14 protein-coding genes and 3 tRNA genes are annotated in these 15,643 nt (G+C 33.2%); 13 read left to right on the top strand and 4 right to left on the bottom strand.

Going from position 1 to position 15,643, the window contains the following annotated elements:
* Positions 1 to 22: 22 nt before the first annotated feature.
* The 3 genes from ABS764_RS11425 to ABS764_RS11435 form a co-directional block, all read right to left on the bottom strand.
* Positions 23 to 96 (bottom strand) — tRNA-Arg (locus ABS764_RS11425).
* Between the two features lie 112 nt (positions 97 to 208).
* Positions 209 to 283 (bottom strand) — tRNA-Pro (locus tag ABS764_RS11430).
* A gap of 96 nt (positions 284 to 379) precedes the next feature.
* Positions 380 to 463, bottom strand: a tRNA-Ser gene (locus tag ABS764_RS11435).
* A 246-nt stretch (positions 464 to 709) separates the two neighbouring features.
* Between ABS764_RS11435 and ABS764_RS11440 the strand changes: the two genes are divergently transcribed.
* A complete protein-coding gene (locus tag ABS764_RS11440; RefSeq protein WP_408081933.1) occupies positions 710 to 1,888 on the top strand; it encodes an acetyl-CoA C-acyltransferase in 1,179 nt (392 codons plus the stop codon).
* A gap of 13 nt (positions 1,889 to 1,901) precedes the next feature.
* Positions 1,902 to 2,663: a C40 family peptidase gene (locus ABS764_RS11445; RefSeq protein WP_408081934.1), complete on the top strand. Its 762-nt coding sequence runs from the start codon at positions 1,902 to 1,904 to the stop codon at positions 2,661 to 2,663.
* Between the two features lie 2 nt (positions 2,664 to 2,665).
* Here the strand turns inward: ABS764_RS11445 and ABS764_RS11450 are convergent, their stop codons facing one another.
* Complete coding sequence (locus tag ABS764_RS11450) at positions 2,666 to 3,322, bottom strand: M15 family metallopeptidase (protein WP_408081935.1); 657 nt, start codon at positions 3,320 to 3,322, stop codon at positions 2,666 to 2,668.
* A 256-nt stretch (positions 3,323 to 3,578) separates the two neighbouring features.
* Between ABS764_RS11450 and purL the strand changes: the two genes are divergently transcribed.
* The 11 genes from purL to ABS764_RS11505 all read left to right on the top strand — a co-directional run bounded on the left by purL (position 3,579) and on the right by ABS764_RS11505 (position 15,605).
* Positions 3,579 to 7,241 carry a phosphoribosylformylglycinamidine synthase gene (purL, locus tag ABS764_RS11455; RefSeq protein WP_408081936.1) on the top strand — a complete coding sequence of 1,221 codons (3,663 nt, stop codon included), beginning with the start codon at positions 3,579 to 3,581 and terminating at the stop codon, positions 7,239 to 7,241.
* A gap of 114 nt (positions 7,242 to 7,355) precedes the next feature.
* A complete protein-coding gene (locus tag ABS764_RS11460; RefSeq protein WP_408081937.1) occupies positions 7,356 to 8,111 on the top strand; it encodes a LuxR C-terminal-related transcriptional regulator in 756 nt (251 codons plus the stop codon).
* Between the two features lie 102 nt (positions 8,112 to 8,213).
* Positions 8,214 to 9,395: a PQQ-binding-like beta-propeller repeat protein gene (locus ABS764_RS11465; RefSeq protein WP_408081938.1), complete on the top strand. Its 1,182-nt coding sequence runs from the start codon at positions 8,214 to 8,216 to the stop codon at positions 9,393 to 9,395.
* An 11-nt stretch (positions 9,396 to 9,406) separates the two neighbouring features.
* Positions 9,407 to 10,369: a cell envelope integrity protein TolA gene (locus ABS764_RS11470; RefSeq protein ID WP_408081939.1), complete on the top strand. Its 963-nt coding sequence runs from the start codon at positions 9,407 to 9,409 to the stop codon at positions 10,367 to 10,369.
* A 43-nt stretch (positions 10,370 to 10,412) separates the two neighbouring features.
* On the top strand, positions 10,413 to 11,528 hold the full coding sequence (locus ABS764_RS11475; RefSeq protein ID WP_408081940.1) for a hypothetical protein: 1,116 nt from the start codon (positions 10,413 to 10,415) through the stop codon (positions 11,526 to 11,528).
* A gap of 73 nt (positions 11,529 to 11,601) precedes the next feature.
* Entirely contained in the window at positions 11,602 to 12,189 is a 588-nt protein-coding gene (locus ABS764_RS11480; protein ID WP_408081941.1) for a hypothetical protein, read from the top strand.
* 2 nt (positions 12,190 to 12,191) lie between these two features.
* Entirely contained in the window at positions 12,192 to 13,355 is a 1,164-nt protein-coding gene (locus ABS764_RS11485; RefSeq protein ID WP_408081942.1) for a LolA-like protein, read from the top strand.
* Between the two features lie 106 nt (positions 13,356 to 13,461).
* Positions 13,462 to 13,992 carry a hypothetical protein gene (locus ABS764_RS11490; RefSeq protein ID WP_408081943.1) on the top strand — a complete coding sequence of 177 codons (531 nt, stop codon included), beginning with the start codon at positions 13,462 to 13,464 and terminating at the stop codon, positions 13,990 to 13,992.
* A gap of 118 nt (positions 13,993 to 14,110) precedes the next feature.
* Positions 14,111 to 14,551, top strand: a complete 441-nt coding sequence (locus ABS764_RS11495) for a DUF2059 domain-containing protein (RefSeq protein ID WP_408081944.1) — start codon at positions 14,111 to 14,113, stop codon at positions 14,549 to 14,551.
* 67 nt (positions 14,552 to 14,618) lie between these two features.
* Positions 14,619 to 15,044, top strand: coding sequence for an HIT family protein (locus ABS764_RS11500; RefSeq protein ID WP_408081945.1), 426 nt, complete (start codon positions 14,619 to 14,621; stop codon positions 15,042 to 15,044).
* 165 nt (positions 15,045 to 15,209) lie between these two features.
* Entirely contained in the window at positions 15,210 to 15,605 is a 396-nt protein-coding gene (locus ABS764_RS11505) for a GNAT family N-acetyltransferase (protein WP_408081946.1), read from the top strand.
* Positions 15,606 to 15,643 lie beyond the last annotated feature (38 nt).

Raw genomic sequence — 15,643 nt, forward strand, 5'->3', positions numbered from 1 at the left:
CACTCAAATGAGTGGCCTTTTGTGAACGCAGAAGGATTCGAACCTTCGACCGCCTGCTTAGAAGGCAGGTGCTCTATCCAGCTGAGCTATGCGTCCTTTAATCTTTTTGATCATATCTAAACCTTCTGACCGTCCCGATTAATAATCGGGATGCTCTATCCAGCTGAGCTATGCATCCATTTGTTTTTAAACTTATGGCAAAGTTTTGTCGGGGTGGCAGGATTCGAACCTGCGGCCTCCTGCTCCCAAAGCAGGCGCGATAACCGGGCTACGCTACACCCCGAACTTTTTATAGATAGATTCGTTATCTGTGGTCTTCCCGATTTCAATCGGGACACAATAACCGGGCTACGCTACACCCCGAAGACAAAGTATTAAGCGGAGAGACAGGGACTCGAACCCTGGCGACGGTTACCCGTCGACAGATTAGCAATCTGCTCCATTACCGCTCTGGCACCTCTCCAAGCTCAAAGAACGTGTCTTGTTTTGCGGTTGCAAATGTAACACATCATCCCATTTCTCACAACTATTTTGATGCTTTTTTTTATTATTTTTTTTACTGTTTTCAAAAAACACTAAAAATCAAATACATAAGATTAAAAAATTTAGAAAACATTTTTTCAAAAACAGAATCAACAACTGAAAATCTAAATTTTATACAAAAAAGAGTAAATTTGCTACAAGCATACAACCAATAAGAATTTCAGTCATGAATAAAAAAGTAGTAATTGTTTCTGCAGTTAGAACCCCTATCGGGAGTTTTATGGGAGGATTATCAAATGTTACTGCACCACAACTTGGTGCAATAGCCATAAAAGGGGCTTTAGATAAAATTAATTTAGACCCAGCTATGGTTGACGAAGTATTTATGGGAAATGTAATTCAGGCCGGTGTAGGACAAGCTCCAGCCAGGCAGGCAGCCATTTTTGCCGGATTAAATAATACTGTTCCCTGTACAACAATTAACAAAGTTTGTGCTTCAGGAATGAAAGCCGTTATGATGGCTGCTCAGGCAATACAATCTGGCGATGCCGAAACGGTAATAGCAGGTGGTATGGAAAACATGAGCCTGATTCCGCATTATACGCATTTAAGAAATGGAACTAAATTTGGTCCAACTACCCTTATTGACGGTATGCAAAAAGACGGTTTGGTTGATGCTTATGACAATCAGGCTATGGGTGTTTACGCCGATTTATGCGCTAGCGAACACCATATTAGTCGTGAAGAACAAGACAATTATGCCATTGAATCCTACCGTCGTTCTGCAAAGGCTTGGGAAGCGGGTAAATTTGATGCCGAAATAGTTCCGGTTACAGTACCACAAAGACGTGGCGAACCGATTATCATTAGTAAAGATGAAGAGTTTACCAATGTAAAATTGGAAAAAATCCCAACTTTAAATGCCGTTTTCACAAAAAACGGAACAGTAACTGCTGCCAATGCCTCTACTATCAATGATGGTGCTGCTGCTTTAATATTAATGAGTGAAGAAAAAGCAGCCCAATTAAACCTAAAACCATTGGCTTACATAAAAAGTTATGCCGATGCTGCGCAGGAACCAAAATGGTTTACTACAAGTCCTGCTAAAGCTTTACCTAAGGCTTTAGACAAAGCAGGAATAACACTCAACGATGTCGATTTTTTTGAATTCAATGAAGCTTTTTCTGTTGTTGGATTAGCCAACATCAAAATCCTGAATCTGGATAGCAAAAAAGTAAATGTAAATGGCGGTGCAGTGTCTCTGGGTCATCCATTGGGTTGTTCCGGAGCGCGAATCATAGTGAGTTTACTAAATATTTTAGAACAAAATAATGCTAAAATAGGAGCAGCAGCTATATGTAACGGAGGTGGCGGAGCTTCAGCAATTGTTATTGAAAGAATTTAAAAAAATAGAATTAATGTTCGGAATTTGTAATTTAGCCATTATACCACTTCGTTTTGAAGCTAGTGACAGAAGCGAAATTGTTTCCCAGGTTTTGTTTGGAGAACATTTTAAAATAATAGAAACAAACAAACAATGGTCCCGCATTAAACTGCAGTATGATGATTATGAAGGCTGGGTTGATTCTAAGCAATATCAGGTTATTTCAGAATCTAATTACAACCAATTATCTAAAGAAACGCCAATATTAAATGCTGATTTGATAGAATACATTACCGGGTCTTCCAACACGCTTATACCAATTCCATTAGGTTCTTCTCTGTCGTTTTTACATAACAGCGAAATAAACACCGCCAATTATGAATTTGAAGGAACTAAAGTAAACGGAATCAAAAACAAAAAAAATATTATCAATACATCTTACCTTTACTTAAATGCACCTTATTTATGGGGAGGAAAAACACCTTTTGGGATTGACTGTTCCGGTTTTACACAAATGGTTTATAAACTTAACGGCTACAAGTTATTAAGAGATGCATCACAACAGGCAACACAGGGTGAGGCCCTAAGTTTCATTGAAGAAAGCGAGCCCGGAGATTTAGCTTTTTTTGACAATGAAGAAGGTAATATTATTCATGTGGGTATTATTATGGAAAACAATTATATCATTCATGCCAGTGGTAAAGTGAGAATTGACCGCATAGATCACTTAGGAATTTTTAATGCTGAAATCAACAAACACACCCACAAACTCAGGGTAATTAAAAAGATTATCTAAACTTACTCACAATCCCATTTTGTATTAGCAACCTTATCTTTTAAAGCCGATTGTAAATTGTAATGCCACCATTCTGAATCTAAAGCTTTAAAATGATGCTTATCCATAATCTTTTTAAGAAACTTTCTGTTGTTTTTTATCTTTTTAGGCAAATTGGCGTAATTATGCCCAGCTTCTGCACCAAAAAAGTCAAACGGAGTTCCCATATCCAGCTCTTTTCCATTTTTATCAACTAAGGTAATATCTACTGCCCCTCCCCGATTATGAATGGATCCTTTGGCTGGATCTGCAACATATTGAGGATTAGGAACAATTTTCCACATTCTCTTTTGAATAGCTAACGGACGATAACAATCAAACAGTTTTATCCGATATCCCTTTTCTATAAATTCTATATTTGCAGCAATTAATGCTTTGACTGTTTTTAATCGCAAATAACATTCAGCACAATCATACACTTTTGCTTTCAGGAAATTATCTGTTGTTGCATACTTCATATCATAAACAAAATCAACACTGTACTCTTTCAAATTTACAAATGCAGTATCAGAAATAACAGTTTGCTCATTTTTATATACTTCCGCTGCAGATTGCGACTTACAGGAATAAAAACACATCACAAAAAAAGCTGTAAAAATGAATCTTATTAAATATATCATTGCTATTATTTTTTTATAAAATTAGAACAATAGAATGGTTTTATAAAATAAAACAATTTCATTATTAAATAAAGGGAACTATATACCGACCCTTTTTTACAAAAATAAATTGACTGACTTTAAAAAATATTAAAAAATGCATCCAAAACACGGCAAATACCACACTGATTTCGGCTCCTTTAAAAAGTCTTTTTTACACTTGTTCATACTGTTTTTTTAAACTAAATTTGCACCGTAATTCATCAAATACAAAACAATGATTCATTTCTTTGAAAACCCAGGCAACGCAATTTATGCCGTACAAACAGAAGGCGAAATTTCGGCTCAAGATATTTCTAAACTGAACTGGCTTTTTGCCAATGCAAATAAAATAGAAAAATCCGTGTTGACGGATTTTTTTGTTGGTCCCCGCGCCACTATGATTACGCCATGGAGCACCAATGCAGTTGAAATAACTCAAAATATGGGTATTTCGGGAATCATTCGTATCGAAGAATTTTTCAAAGTATCAGAAGATTTTTCTGATTTTGACCCAATGCTTTCGCAAAAATACACCGAATTAAATCAGGATATTTTTAATATTCATATTCAGCCGGAAGACATTTTAGAAATTGAAGATATCGCTGCTTACAATAAGCAGGAAGGTTTGGCATTAAGCTCAGAAGAAGTAGAATATTTAAATAATCTGGCAGGTAAATTAGGTCGGAAATTAACTGATTCTGAAATATTTGCTTTCTCACAAGCCAATTCAGAACACTGTCGTCACAAAATTTTCAATGGAACTTTTGTAATTGATGGCGTAGAAAAAGAAACTTCTCTTTTTAAATTAATCAAGAAAACATCACAGGAAAACCCTAACGATATTGTTTCTGCTTACAAAGACAATGTGGCTTTTGTAAAAGGACCAAGAGTACAGCAATTTGCTCCTAAAACAGCTGACAAACCTGATTACTATGAAATAAAAGAATTTGATTCAGTTATTTCTTTAAAAGCAGAAACACATAATTTCCCTACCACTGTAGAGCCTTTCAATGGTGCTGCAACCGGTTCAGGAGGAGAAATTCGTGACCGTTTGGCTGGTGGACAAGGTTCATTACCAATGGCCGGAACTGCAGTTTATATGACTTCTTATTCAAGATTAGAAGAAAACAGACCCTGGGAAACTGCAGTAGCTGAAAGAAAATGGCTGTATCAGACACCAATGGATATTTTAATCAAAGCATCTAATGGAGCTTCTGATTTTGGAAATAAATTTGGACAACCGTTAATTACCGGTTCTGTTTTAACTTTCGAACATGAAGAAAATGCACGCAAAATAGGTTACGACAAAGTAATCATGCAGGCAGGCGGAATTGGTTACGGAAAATTAGATCAGGCTATCAAACACAAACCACAAGAAGGAGACAAAATTGTTATCCTTGGTGGAGAAAATTATAGAATCGGAATGGGTGGAGCTGCGGTTTCTTCGGCAGATACAGGAGCTTTTGGTTCAGGAATTGAGTTAAATGCCATCCAGCGATCCAATCCGGAAATGCAAAAACGAGCCGCTAATGCTATTCGAGGATTAGTGGAAAGTGATAACAACCCGATTGTTTCTATTCACGATCACGGAGCGGGCGGACACTTAAACTGTCTTTCTGAATTAGTGGAAGATACCGGAGGATTAATCGATTTAGATAAATTACCTGTGGGCGACCCTACTCTTTCTGCTAAAGAAATTATCGGAAACGAATCGCAAGAAAGAATGGGATTAGTAATTGGTCAGAAAGATATTGACACTTTACACCGAATTGCCGACAGAGAGCGCTCGCCAATGTACGAAGTAGGTGATGTAACCGGCGATCATCGTTTTACTTTCGAATCAAAAACTACCGGAGCAAAACCTATGGATTATGCATTGGAAGATTTCTTTGGAAGTTCGCCAAAAACAATAATGACTGATAAAACGGTTGATTATAACTATACCGCATTAGATTATTCAGCATCAAAAATTGCTGAATATTTAGAACAGGTATTGCAATTAGAAGCAGTTGCCTGTAAAGACTGGCTTACCAATAAAGTGGATCGTTGTGTAGGTGGAAAAGTAGCCAAGCAACAATGTGCAGGTCCATTGCAATTGCCTTTAAACAACTGCGGTGTTGTCGCTTTAGATTTTAACGGAAAAGAAGGAATTGCAACCTCTATTGGTCATGCTCCTATTTCGGCATTAATTGATCCTGTTGCAGGAAGCCGTAATGCTATTGCGGAATCTTTATCAAATATTGTCTGGGCTCCAATTAAAGACGGACTAAAAGGAATTTCTCTTTCGGCCAACTGGATGTGGGCTTGTAAAAACGAAGGTGAAGATGCCCGTTTATACGCAGCTGTTGAAGGCTGTTCTGACTTTGCCATTGAATTAGGAATTAATATTCCAACAGGAAAAGATTCTCTTTCGATGAAGCAAAAATATCCTAATGACGAAGTAATTGCACCGGGAACGGTTATTATTTCGGCAGGTGGAAACTGTACTGATATCAGAAAAGTAGTAGAACCTGTTTTACAAAAAGACGGTGGTTCCATTTATTATATCAATTTATCTCAGGATGAGTACAAATTAGGAGGCTCTTCGTTTGCACAAATTAGAAATGCTATAGGAACAGAAACGCCAACAATTAAAGATGCTGCTTTCTTTAAAAATGCATTCAATACAATCCAGGAATTAATTTTGGATAACCAAATTGTAGCGGGACACGATATTGGAAGTGGTGGTTTAATCACTACTTTATTAGAAATGTGTTTTGCCGATGTAAATTTAGGAGCCAAAGTTGATTTCACTGCTTTCGCAGAAAAAGATTTATTAAAAATCCTTTTTGCTGAAAATATCGGAATTGTGTTCCAGGCTAAAGCAGATGCAGCTGTTGAAAACAAACTAAAATCAAACAATATTGAGTTTTTCAAAATCGGTTCTGTGACAACAACTGAGACTTTAGATCTCGGAACTTTAACTTTTGATATCAAAAAGTACAGAGATACCTGGTTTAAAACTTCTTTCTTATTAGACCAGAAACAATCAAAAAACGGAACAGCACAAGAACGTTATAACAATTATAAAAACCAACCGTTACACTTTAATTTCCCTGCTCATTTTACAGGAAAAAAACCTGAAATAGACGCTTCTAAACCAAGACCAAAAGCAGCAATTATTCGTGAAAAAGGAAGTAATTCAGAACGCGAAATGGCTAATGCGATGTATCTGGCTGGTTTTGATGTAAAAGACGTTCACATGACCGATTTGATTTCGGGACGTGAAACTCTGGAAGATATTCAGTTTATTGGGGCCGTTGGCGGATTCTCTAATTCAGATGTTTTAGGTTCAGCTAAAGGCTGGGCAGGAGCTTTCAAATACAATGAAAAAGCAAACACTGCTTTAAAAAACTTCTTTAAAAGAGAAGATACTTTATCGGTTGGTATTTGTAACGGCTGTCAGTTGTTCATGGAATTAGAACTAATTAATCCGGAACATGGTGTAGCATTACACGGAAAAATGTTGCATAATACCAGTCAAAAACATGAAAGCATCTTTACTTCTGTAACCATAAAAGAGAATAACTCAGTAATGTTATCCAGCTTAGCGGGAACAACTTTAGGAGTATGGGTTTCTCATGGGGAAGGTAAATTTAATCTTTCTATGACTGAAGACAGCTATAATATTGTGGGTAAATACGGTTATGAAGAGTATCCTGCAAATCCAAACGGTTCTCATTTTAATACCGCTATGTTGTGTGATAAAACGGGTCGTCACTTAGTTACCATGCCGCATATTGAACGTTCCGTTTTCCAATGGAACTGGGCTAATTATCCAGCCCACAGAAACGATGAAGTTACTCCTTGGCAGGAAGCTTTTGTTAATGCCAGAAAATGGATTGAAAACAATAACTAATTTTTAGTTTCTTAAATATCATAAAGCGTTCTCGAAAGAGAGCGCTTTTTTTGTGAGAATATTTCTTATTTAACATTTTTTTTATGTTAATTTGTAATCAAAATCACAAATCCTATGCTTCCAGAGATACAAAACCTACATGATGTTTGGCTTTCTAACAGGACAGCCACAACTTCTTCTACGAATCAAATCTCATTTGATGATTTGACTAATTCTATTATTAGCACAGGACCTTTTTCTTTCTACATCATTGATTTTTTTGATATGTCACTTTCACATATCAGTCCGTCAATTTATGAAATGCATGGATTTGACCCTGAGACTTTAACTTTTAATGATGTGTTAGGAGCTATTCATCCAGAGGATATCAACTTTGTGATAAAGGCTGAAGATTTTTTGACAAAATTTTTCTCTGATACCATTGGTCGTGAAAAATTATTGACATACAAAATTAGTTACAGTCACAGAGCCCGATTAGCAAATGGGGAATATGCTCTATTCAACCATCAAGCATTAATGTTGACAATGGATGACAATGGTGGTTACGGTAAATCATTAAACATACATACCCGAATCGACCACTTAAGTAATTTGAATACCTACAAAATATCACTTATAGGACTCAATGGCGAACCTTCATTTATGAATTTAAGCCTTGATGAAGAAAATAAAAAATGTAAAGAATTTTCAAAGAGAGAAATTGAAATATTAAAATTGATTAGTGAAGGACTAAACAATACTGAAATAGCCAAAAACCTTTTTATTAGTCCTTTAACAGTTAAGAAACACCGGAATAATATACTGACGAAATCAGATTCTAAAAATACGGCAGAGCTTATAAAAAACTGTATTCTTCAGGGACTGATTTAGTTTCTTTAAAAAAAGAAATACTCCTTTTGGTGTATTTTTTTTGCTAATCACATAAGTTATTTTTGTAAAAAATAGATATTCAAATTTGTAACACACCATTAGATGTCAAAAAAAGTGGATAGTTTTTATTCTATAAAATGGTGTTTACTCCTCGTTTGCTCAAACATTTTTTCGCAGACAGTTATTTACAAATCAGATTTTGCATTTGATAATTTTAAATCAGACAGACTTTTAGCTTCCATAATTATGGCGGGCGACAATGTTCTCTTTAATGCGTCGAATCAAAAAGTATATTGTATTGCTAAAAAGCATGGAAAAATAAATTGGGAAATAGATGCCGTTATAAATTCAGAGATAGTTCCTTATCCGTATAACAATACTTTTTTTTACGGAAAGTATAACAATGGAGTTCCAAGAATAGCACAATTTAATCTTGATACAGGCGAAAAAATTAAAGATCTGCCGTTTACATCTTTAAATACCGTTCCCTTTTTTTTAAATAGTATTATGTATTGTACGGCTCTTGCTGATGGTGGTATGCTTGTGGCTTACAATATGGATGAAAATAAAATAATTTGGCAAAAAAATATTGGATTTGGAGTTGACGTAAAGCCCGTTTATTTAAAAGATAGAATAATAGTAAATGCCGAAGATGATAACTGGTTTGAAATAGGTTACGATGGAAATTTCCTTAAAGCAAAATCCAAAAAACACATTTATCTCGATACCACGCAAGTATTTATAAAAAAATACAAATTTTTAACTCACGACAGTAAAGAAATTACTGCGGATTTTTTAAATAAAAATAAGTTGCTAAACTCAGATTATCAAACTAAAGCTACAGATAATCAAACTTTTATATTGTCCGAAAATCAACTTTTGATATTAGGCAATAACAAAAAGAAAGTGCTGCAGTTACATCTTGAAAAAGAATTTCCTACTGATGATTTTTCTACTGATACCTACAGGAGCATTTTAGCAATTCAGACGGAAAGCGTTTGGTTTTGCTATCAGAATTTTTTAATACAATATGATTTTATTAAGAAAAAATGTTTGCGAAAAGTCATTTTAACTCCTTGGAATCCGCATCAAATAGTATTAGAAAACAGAACCATTTGGTTGATTTCTAAAAATGACGGACAACTCTATGGTTTGGATTTTGAACCCAATCAGCAAACATCTGATAAAATAAAAGCTATAGCCGATTATTATAAGTGTACAGAACCCGATTCAAAAAAGATTGAAGCGGCAAAAGCAGCACCGGAAAAATTAAAAAATAACTAAACTTGAAAATTATGAAAATTAAATTTTTATTATCGGCTCTATTGATGCTGTTTTTCTTAAACTCGGTGAATGCTCAATCACACAAAGTAGGGCAAGCAAATTATAACTGTAAACTAAATAAAAAGGGATGGTTCTTTAATAGTGAAAAATTATCTTGTCCTGCTTGTGAAGCTACCGATAAAAAAGAAAAAACAGCAAAAGCAGCAGAAGATAAACGTAGAAATGATGTAGCTATCGCCAAAGCGAATGCGGATAAATTAGCAGCTGAAAAGTTAAGACAAGAAAAATTAAGATTAGCTAAAGAAGAAGAAAAAAGAATAAAAGACAAAGAAATAGCAGATAAAATTGCTAATGACAAAGCAATACAAAAAAACAAACAAATTGCTGCTTCTGCTGCAATTAAGTCTAATGTGAAAGGACAAATTGGTAAAACAGACCCCTCGACAGTTACTTCTTTCTATGACAATAAAAGACGAGTTTATGGATTAATAGCAGATGGTAAAGAGATTATAACATTCCCTTATGAAGAAAATTTAACAACCATAAGAAGAATAAATGACACCAATTTATTTGAAGTTCATGTGTCAGGAAAACATCCAAATGGATGGGAAAAATACTTATATAGTTTCATTATCGATTATAAGGGGAAGAGATTATCTGTGAATGGACTAAGTAAATTTGACTTTCCACCTGAAATTGATAGTGAGTCAAATAAGATTTATTTATATAAAAAGTTAGCTGAATCGGAGCGAGTAGGACGTCATTGTCCCGAAGCCCAGACATTTGGAGTTGTGTTTCAAAGCAAAGAAGCGGCGGTTGCTGATGTGTCTAAAGGAACGGGAAGAACATGTCAAGCACTACCGATGGTTTCGGCAAATGTTACAGTATACAGCGTTGACTATAATTTTAAATTAATTGAACAAGTAAACGGATATGTGCTATTTGGATTTTACTATTCAGGATTTAAGGATTAATTCCAATAAAAAATAGATTTATAATCAACAAAAACTAAACACGATGAGAAAAATTCTACTACTTACAGCTCTTCTATTTGGAATAAATAGTTTTGGACAAGAAACAAATCCTGTTTTGGATCAGGCTACAACAGATTTCAAAAAACTGGAGAGCGATTTTACCCCCAATAATCAAGAGCTTTTAAAAAAAGAGGAAGAATTAAAAGTTTTATTGGAAGAAATATCCAAAAATCAAGACCCTAATCTTACTAAAAACCTGAATACAAAACTTTCTGAAATCCAGGAATTAAGAACTAAGCTCAACAAAACATATGAATCATATCAATCTTACAAAACATATTTTTTGGACAAAGGATTAACTGTAGAGCAAATTAATACTATTTTTAAACCAGAATATAAAATTTCTGAGCCATTAACTAATATTATTGATGAGCCAAAGGTTTATCAATATTATGGTAACGATTTAATATTAGAAGAAGTAAAACTAACAGGTAATAAAAAAACTGATGATATTCTTAAAGCAGTATTGAGTCAAAAAAGTGAAGCCTATTTAGGAGATATTATCATTCCTAAAGAAAATCAAGAGTTTAGTTTTTACGTGAAAAAAAATGATGTAAAAACTGAATTAAACTGGAAAACTATTAAATCTAAAATAAGTTGGGCTACTATTCAATCCAATTTAGAAAAAGAAAGCGACAAATTCATCCCAGCAGGAAAAAAATATAAATTTAAAAGTGTTTCTTTTGAAATTTGTGATGGTTTTTTTGTAGATATAAAGGTTTTTGTATTAGATGAAAAAGGTTCAAAATATTTATTTGAAAATAAAGTACCAGTTAGTATTTTACGTTATTCCACGTATGCACCTAATCAATTTTTAGTTTTTAAATACCCCGTTAATCAAAAGGAAAATATAGTTATCAAAGAGTTCGAGAATTTAAGAATAAGATTATCGGATATATTAATGTATGTTTCTAAAGCGGGTTATAACTATATTCCCAATGATGTCGTTTATGATTTTCCAAAAAAAAATGAACAAGGAGACTTTCACAATAAGGAATCATCTGTAAAATACGAAATAAAAGAAGACACCAGCTTACAAAATGTAGTAGAATTGAGAGCCTACACCGATTTTTTTAGGATTATTTGGAGATGCTCCTAACGGAATTGTTCAACTACAAGGAAAAGGAGATTTTTATATGGTTCCTTTTCTCTTACCTAAATTTCGATTTGATTTGAGATTTTTAGATAAGATTTCACCTTACATTAATTTTTCACGAATTGATGACGAATCAAGAGCAATAGAAACTTTAACCCTCCCAAACTCAAATATAACTCCTAAAAACAATTTAGATTTAATACAAAAATCCTATTTAGAAATGGGAACAGTTGTAAATATTTTTAACTTAAAATTTAATAAAGAAATGCCATTTAGAACGATTGGATATTTTCCTGCCCGTTATCAAATTACAGATGTAAAAATAGACAATGAATTCAAAAGTATTCAGGGATTTGCTTATGGTTTTGGACTAAAATTTGAATTTAAGCGCTTTAATAATTTTGGTTTTAATTACTCGTTAGAATATTCTAAATATAGTTTTAAAGATTATAATTCAATTACAACTTTTGAAGCTCCTGGCACTTTTGATCTTTTTAAAAACGAAGCCGAAATTTTTTATCATCCTGGTACGAGCAAAAATCAATCTATTTTTTTAAGATTTAAAACCTTTAATAATTTAGGAAATAATGAAGCTTTTTATCAATTACAATTTGGTTATCGTTTTTCAATAGGAATTTCAGATGTTAAAACTAAAACTCAATAACTATGAAGCAGCTAATTTTAATACTTCTTTTAACAATCGCTTTTAAAAGTAGTGCCCAAAATATTCCATACGAAAAATTAGATGCAATATCGGCAGGTATTAGTCAATTACAATTAAAGGTTAACGGTTTAACTTTCAATGATGGCAAGGAAGATTATATTTTGAGTTTCCCTGAAAACAATTTTCAACTATTGTATAGTACAGGAAAAGCTCAAAGAGTCGTATATAAAAAAAAGGGAAATACAGAATACTTATATCTTACAGAAAATATAGACTTAGCAAAGGTAGATGTATTTTATCATATACGATATCCTGGAGCTATTGGAGTTCTTAGGATGGCATTCCCAAATGGAATTCAAACGCATACATATATCAATGGGGAATATACAGAGACAAAAAGTGAAAATTATTTGAATTTCTACTATGAACAAAAAGGAGACTCAGGAAAAATACTTTTGGAGCAACTAAATAGCATGTTATATTCTTTAGGACTTGGAAAGAAAATGTATATAAAGAGGGAAACAATTGATGATATTGTAGATCAATATGTTGAAGCATTTGGTGGTACTGATAAAATTAGATCAATAAGAACTATCAAAACTGTGGGAACTACAACAACTCAGGGTATAAACATTCCGACTACAGCGTGGGCTATAAACAATAAAGGTATGCGTATGGAAATGTTAATTCAAGGTAAAATTAACACAACCGTTATGACGACCAATGGTGGCTGGACGCTTTTTCCTGCACAAAGGCAGAAAAGACCTCTAGATGCAGACCAAAAAACAGCAAAAGAGGGAGCAGAGGAACTTGATCTTACCGGGGATCTTTTTGAATACAAGGAAAAGGGTAATAAAGCTATATTAAAGGGTAAAGAAACTGTAAATGGAATAGAAAATTATAAAATATCACTTACTCGTAAAAGCGGTACTATTGTAACATTTTTCATCGATGCAAATACTTTTCTGCCCAGCCAAAGGATTATTGATAAAAATATAGCGGGAAAAACTGTAGAGATGGTGGAGACTTTCGGGAATTATAAAAAAAATTCGGATGGATACTTATATGCATCTACCTTTCATTATTCGCCTATGAATATAGATTTTACCTACTCAAAATATGAAGTAAATGTACCTGTAGAAGAAACTTTATTTGATAAGCCCTAACCAATAAATCTAAGTACCTATCGTTGAATTTTTAGTCTATAGATTTAATAATGTTATTCTGTTGCAAAATGTTTTTATATGTGATCAAATTTAAATCAAACGAATCATGCAGCTAACAAAAGAAGAAAAGAAATTTTGGCAACGCTATTTCCGAGTTGAAAAAATCGGAGATATTCCTAATGTATGGCCTAGCATAGGTGGTTATGGTTATGGCGATGAACAGTTTGATGACTATTTTTATTTTATCAGTTTGCGTGTTTCTATTGTTCATGAAATTATTCTAAAAGGATCTTATGTTACTGACGAAGGTGTAAAACATATGACAGTTTTCAAAGAATTAAAATTGCTTTATTTGAGAAAACATCAGGCAATTACTAAAAAGAGCATTCCTTATTTTAACCAAATGAAATCTTTAGAAAGTTTAAACATCACAAAAACGAACATTACATTAACTGATTTATGCGAAAACTTAAATAATCAAAGTCTCAAAGAAGTATTTATAGATTCTGAAGAGAATGAAGAAAACATTTTAGAAAAAGCATTCATATTAAAAGAACGTATGCCCAATTGCAATATTTATCTGGATACTTGCTTTGCTACAAATATTTTAGGAAATCCCATTAAACCCATTTTCTAAATATCACAAGGCGTTCTCGAAAGGGGACGCTTTTTTTGTGAGATAATTTTTATTATCTTATTTTAAATTCTTACATTTAAAACTTTAATCAATCATAAATCAACTATTACAATCAACCATGAAAAAATCACTTTTAATTTTAAGTTTCTGTATTCTTTCCCTTTCGGCAAATGCGCAAAACACTTCAAAAACAGAAAAAATAAACCAACTTATGGAACTAATGGGTTCCGGAAAAATGGCAATCCAGATGATGAACCAAATGATGGAGAGTTTTAAAAGTTCTTATTCCAAAGTAAATGATACCTTTTGGGAAGATTTTAAAAAAGAAATAAAAGCTGAAGATATTACCAATATGATTATCCCAATTTATGATAAATATTATACCGAAAGTGATATCGACCAATTAATTGCTTTTTACAATTCACCAATAGGAAAAAAAATGATTGCTACTATGCCTCAGGTTATGCAGGAATCTATGGTTGCGGGACAAGCCTGGGGAAAGCAAATTAGCGAAAAAGTAATCGCTAAGCTGAAAGAAAAAGACAATTTGGAAAAGTAAAAAAGTATGGATAGCTTTACCCTATCTTATTAAAATCATTTTTATAATATTATTAAAATAAATCACTATGCCATCAGCTGTTTCTGAATGTTTGTATTGTCAGGAAAACGAAACCTTACATAACTTAATGATTAAAATCACCGACTTAAAAGTGTCGCAATTGTTCTTGTTTAAAGAGCAGTCGTACACCGGTCGTTTAAATGTAGTTTACAAAGATCACGGAGTGGAATTTTATGAATTAAGCGACGAAGAACGCAAAGCATTCATGGATGATGTAGCCACGGCTGCTAAAGCAATTGCAAAAGCTTTTAATCCTGACAAAATTAATTACGGTGCATTTTCAGATACATTATCGCACTTGCATTTTCACATCGTTCCAAAATATAAAGACGGCTATGGTTTTGGAAGTGTTTTTGAAATGAATCCAAACAAAGTAATACTTTCTGATACCGAATATATGGCGTTGATTGAAAAAATAAAAGCAAACTTATAATCCTTTTAAGTTTTACAATATAGGATCCTCTTTTAAATTAATTTAAAAGAGGATTTTTTTTAGATTAACAATTAAAAAAACATTCTGTACCCATAAACAACCACATTTCTGTATCTGTGCTTGTTTTTTTGAATTCGATACTTTTACTCTTCTAAAGAGTAACTTATGGAAACGAAGCCGGAACCTAATCAAAATCTAATATTAAGAGCTATTACAATTGCTGATCTTCCTACCATTGTAAAGATTTATAAGCAACAAAAGAATGCAACTACTGAGCTAAAAAGTCCGGATATGCCATTAACTGACCAATTTGGACTTCCTTTCTTTGTGGCTGAAAAGGATAGCAAAATCATAGCTTATTCCTATGTCATGCTAACAAGCGGGAATAATTACAGTCTAAATGCTGCAATAGATTCAACTTTATCAGGTAATTCCATAGTCAGCTATTTAATAAAAGAATCGGAAATCTTTTTTAAACAACAATGTCAAAAGGGTATGTTTAAAAATCTTAATACAACAACTCAACGATTGGTTAATTGGCTAAACAATACTTACCAATAATAAACACAACAGACACAGTTGTAAATTTATTATTTTTA

It is taken from the genome of Flavobacterium plantiphilum (assembly GCF_046000495.1).
In the GTDB taxonomy this organism is placed as follows: Bacteria; Bacteroidota; Bacteroidia; order Flavobacteriales; family Flavobacteriaceae; genus Flavobacterium; species Flavobacterium plantiphilum.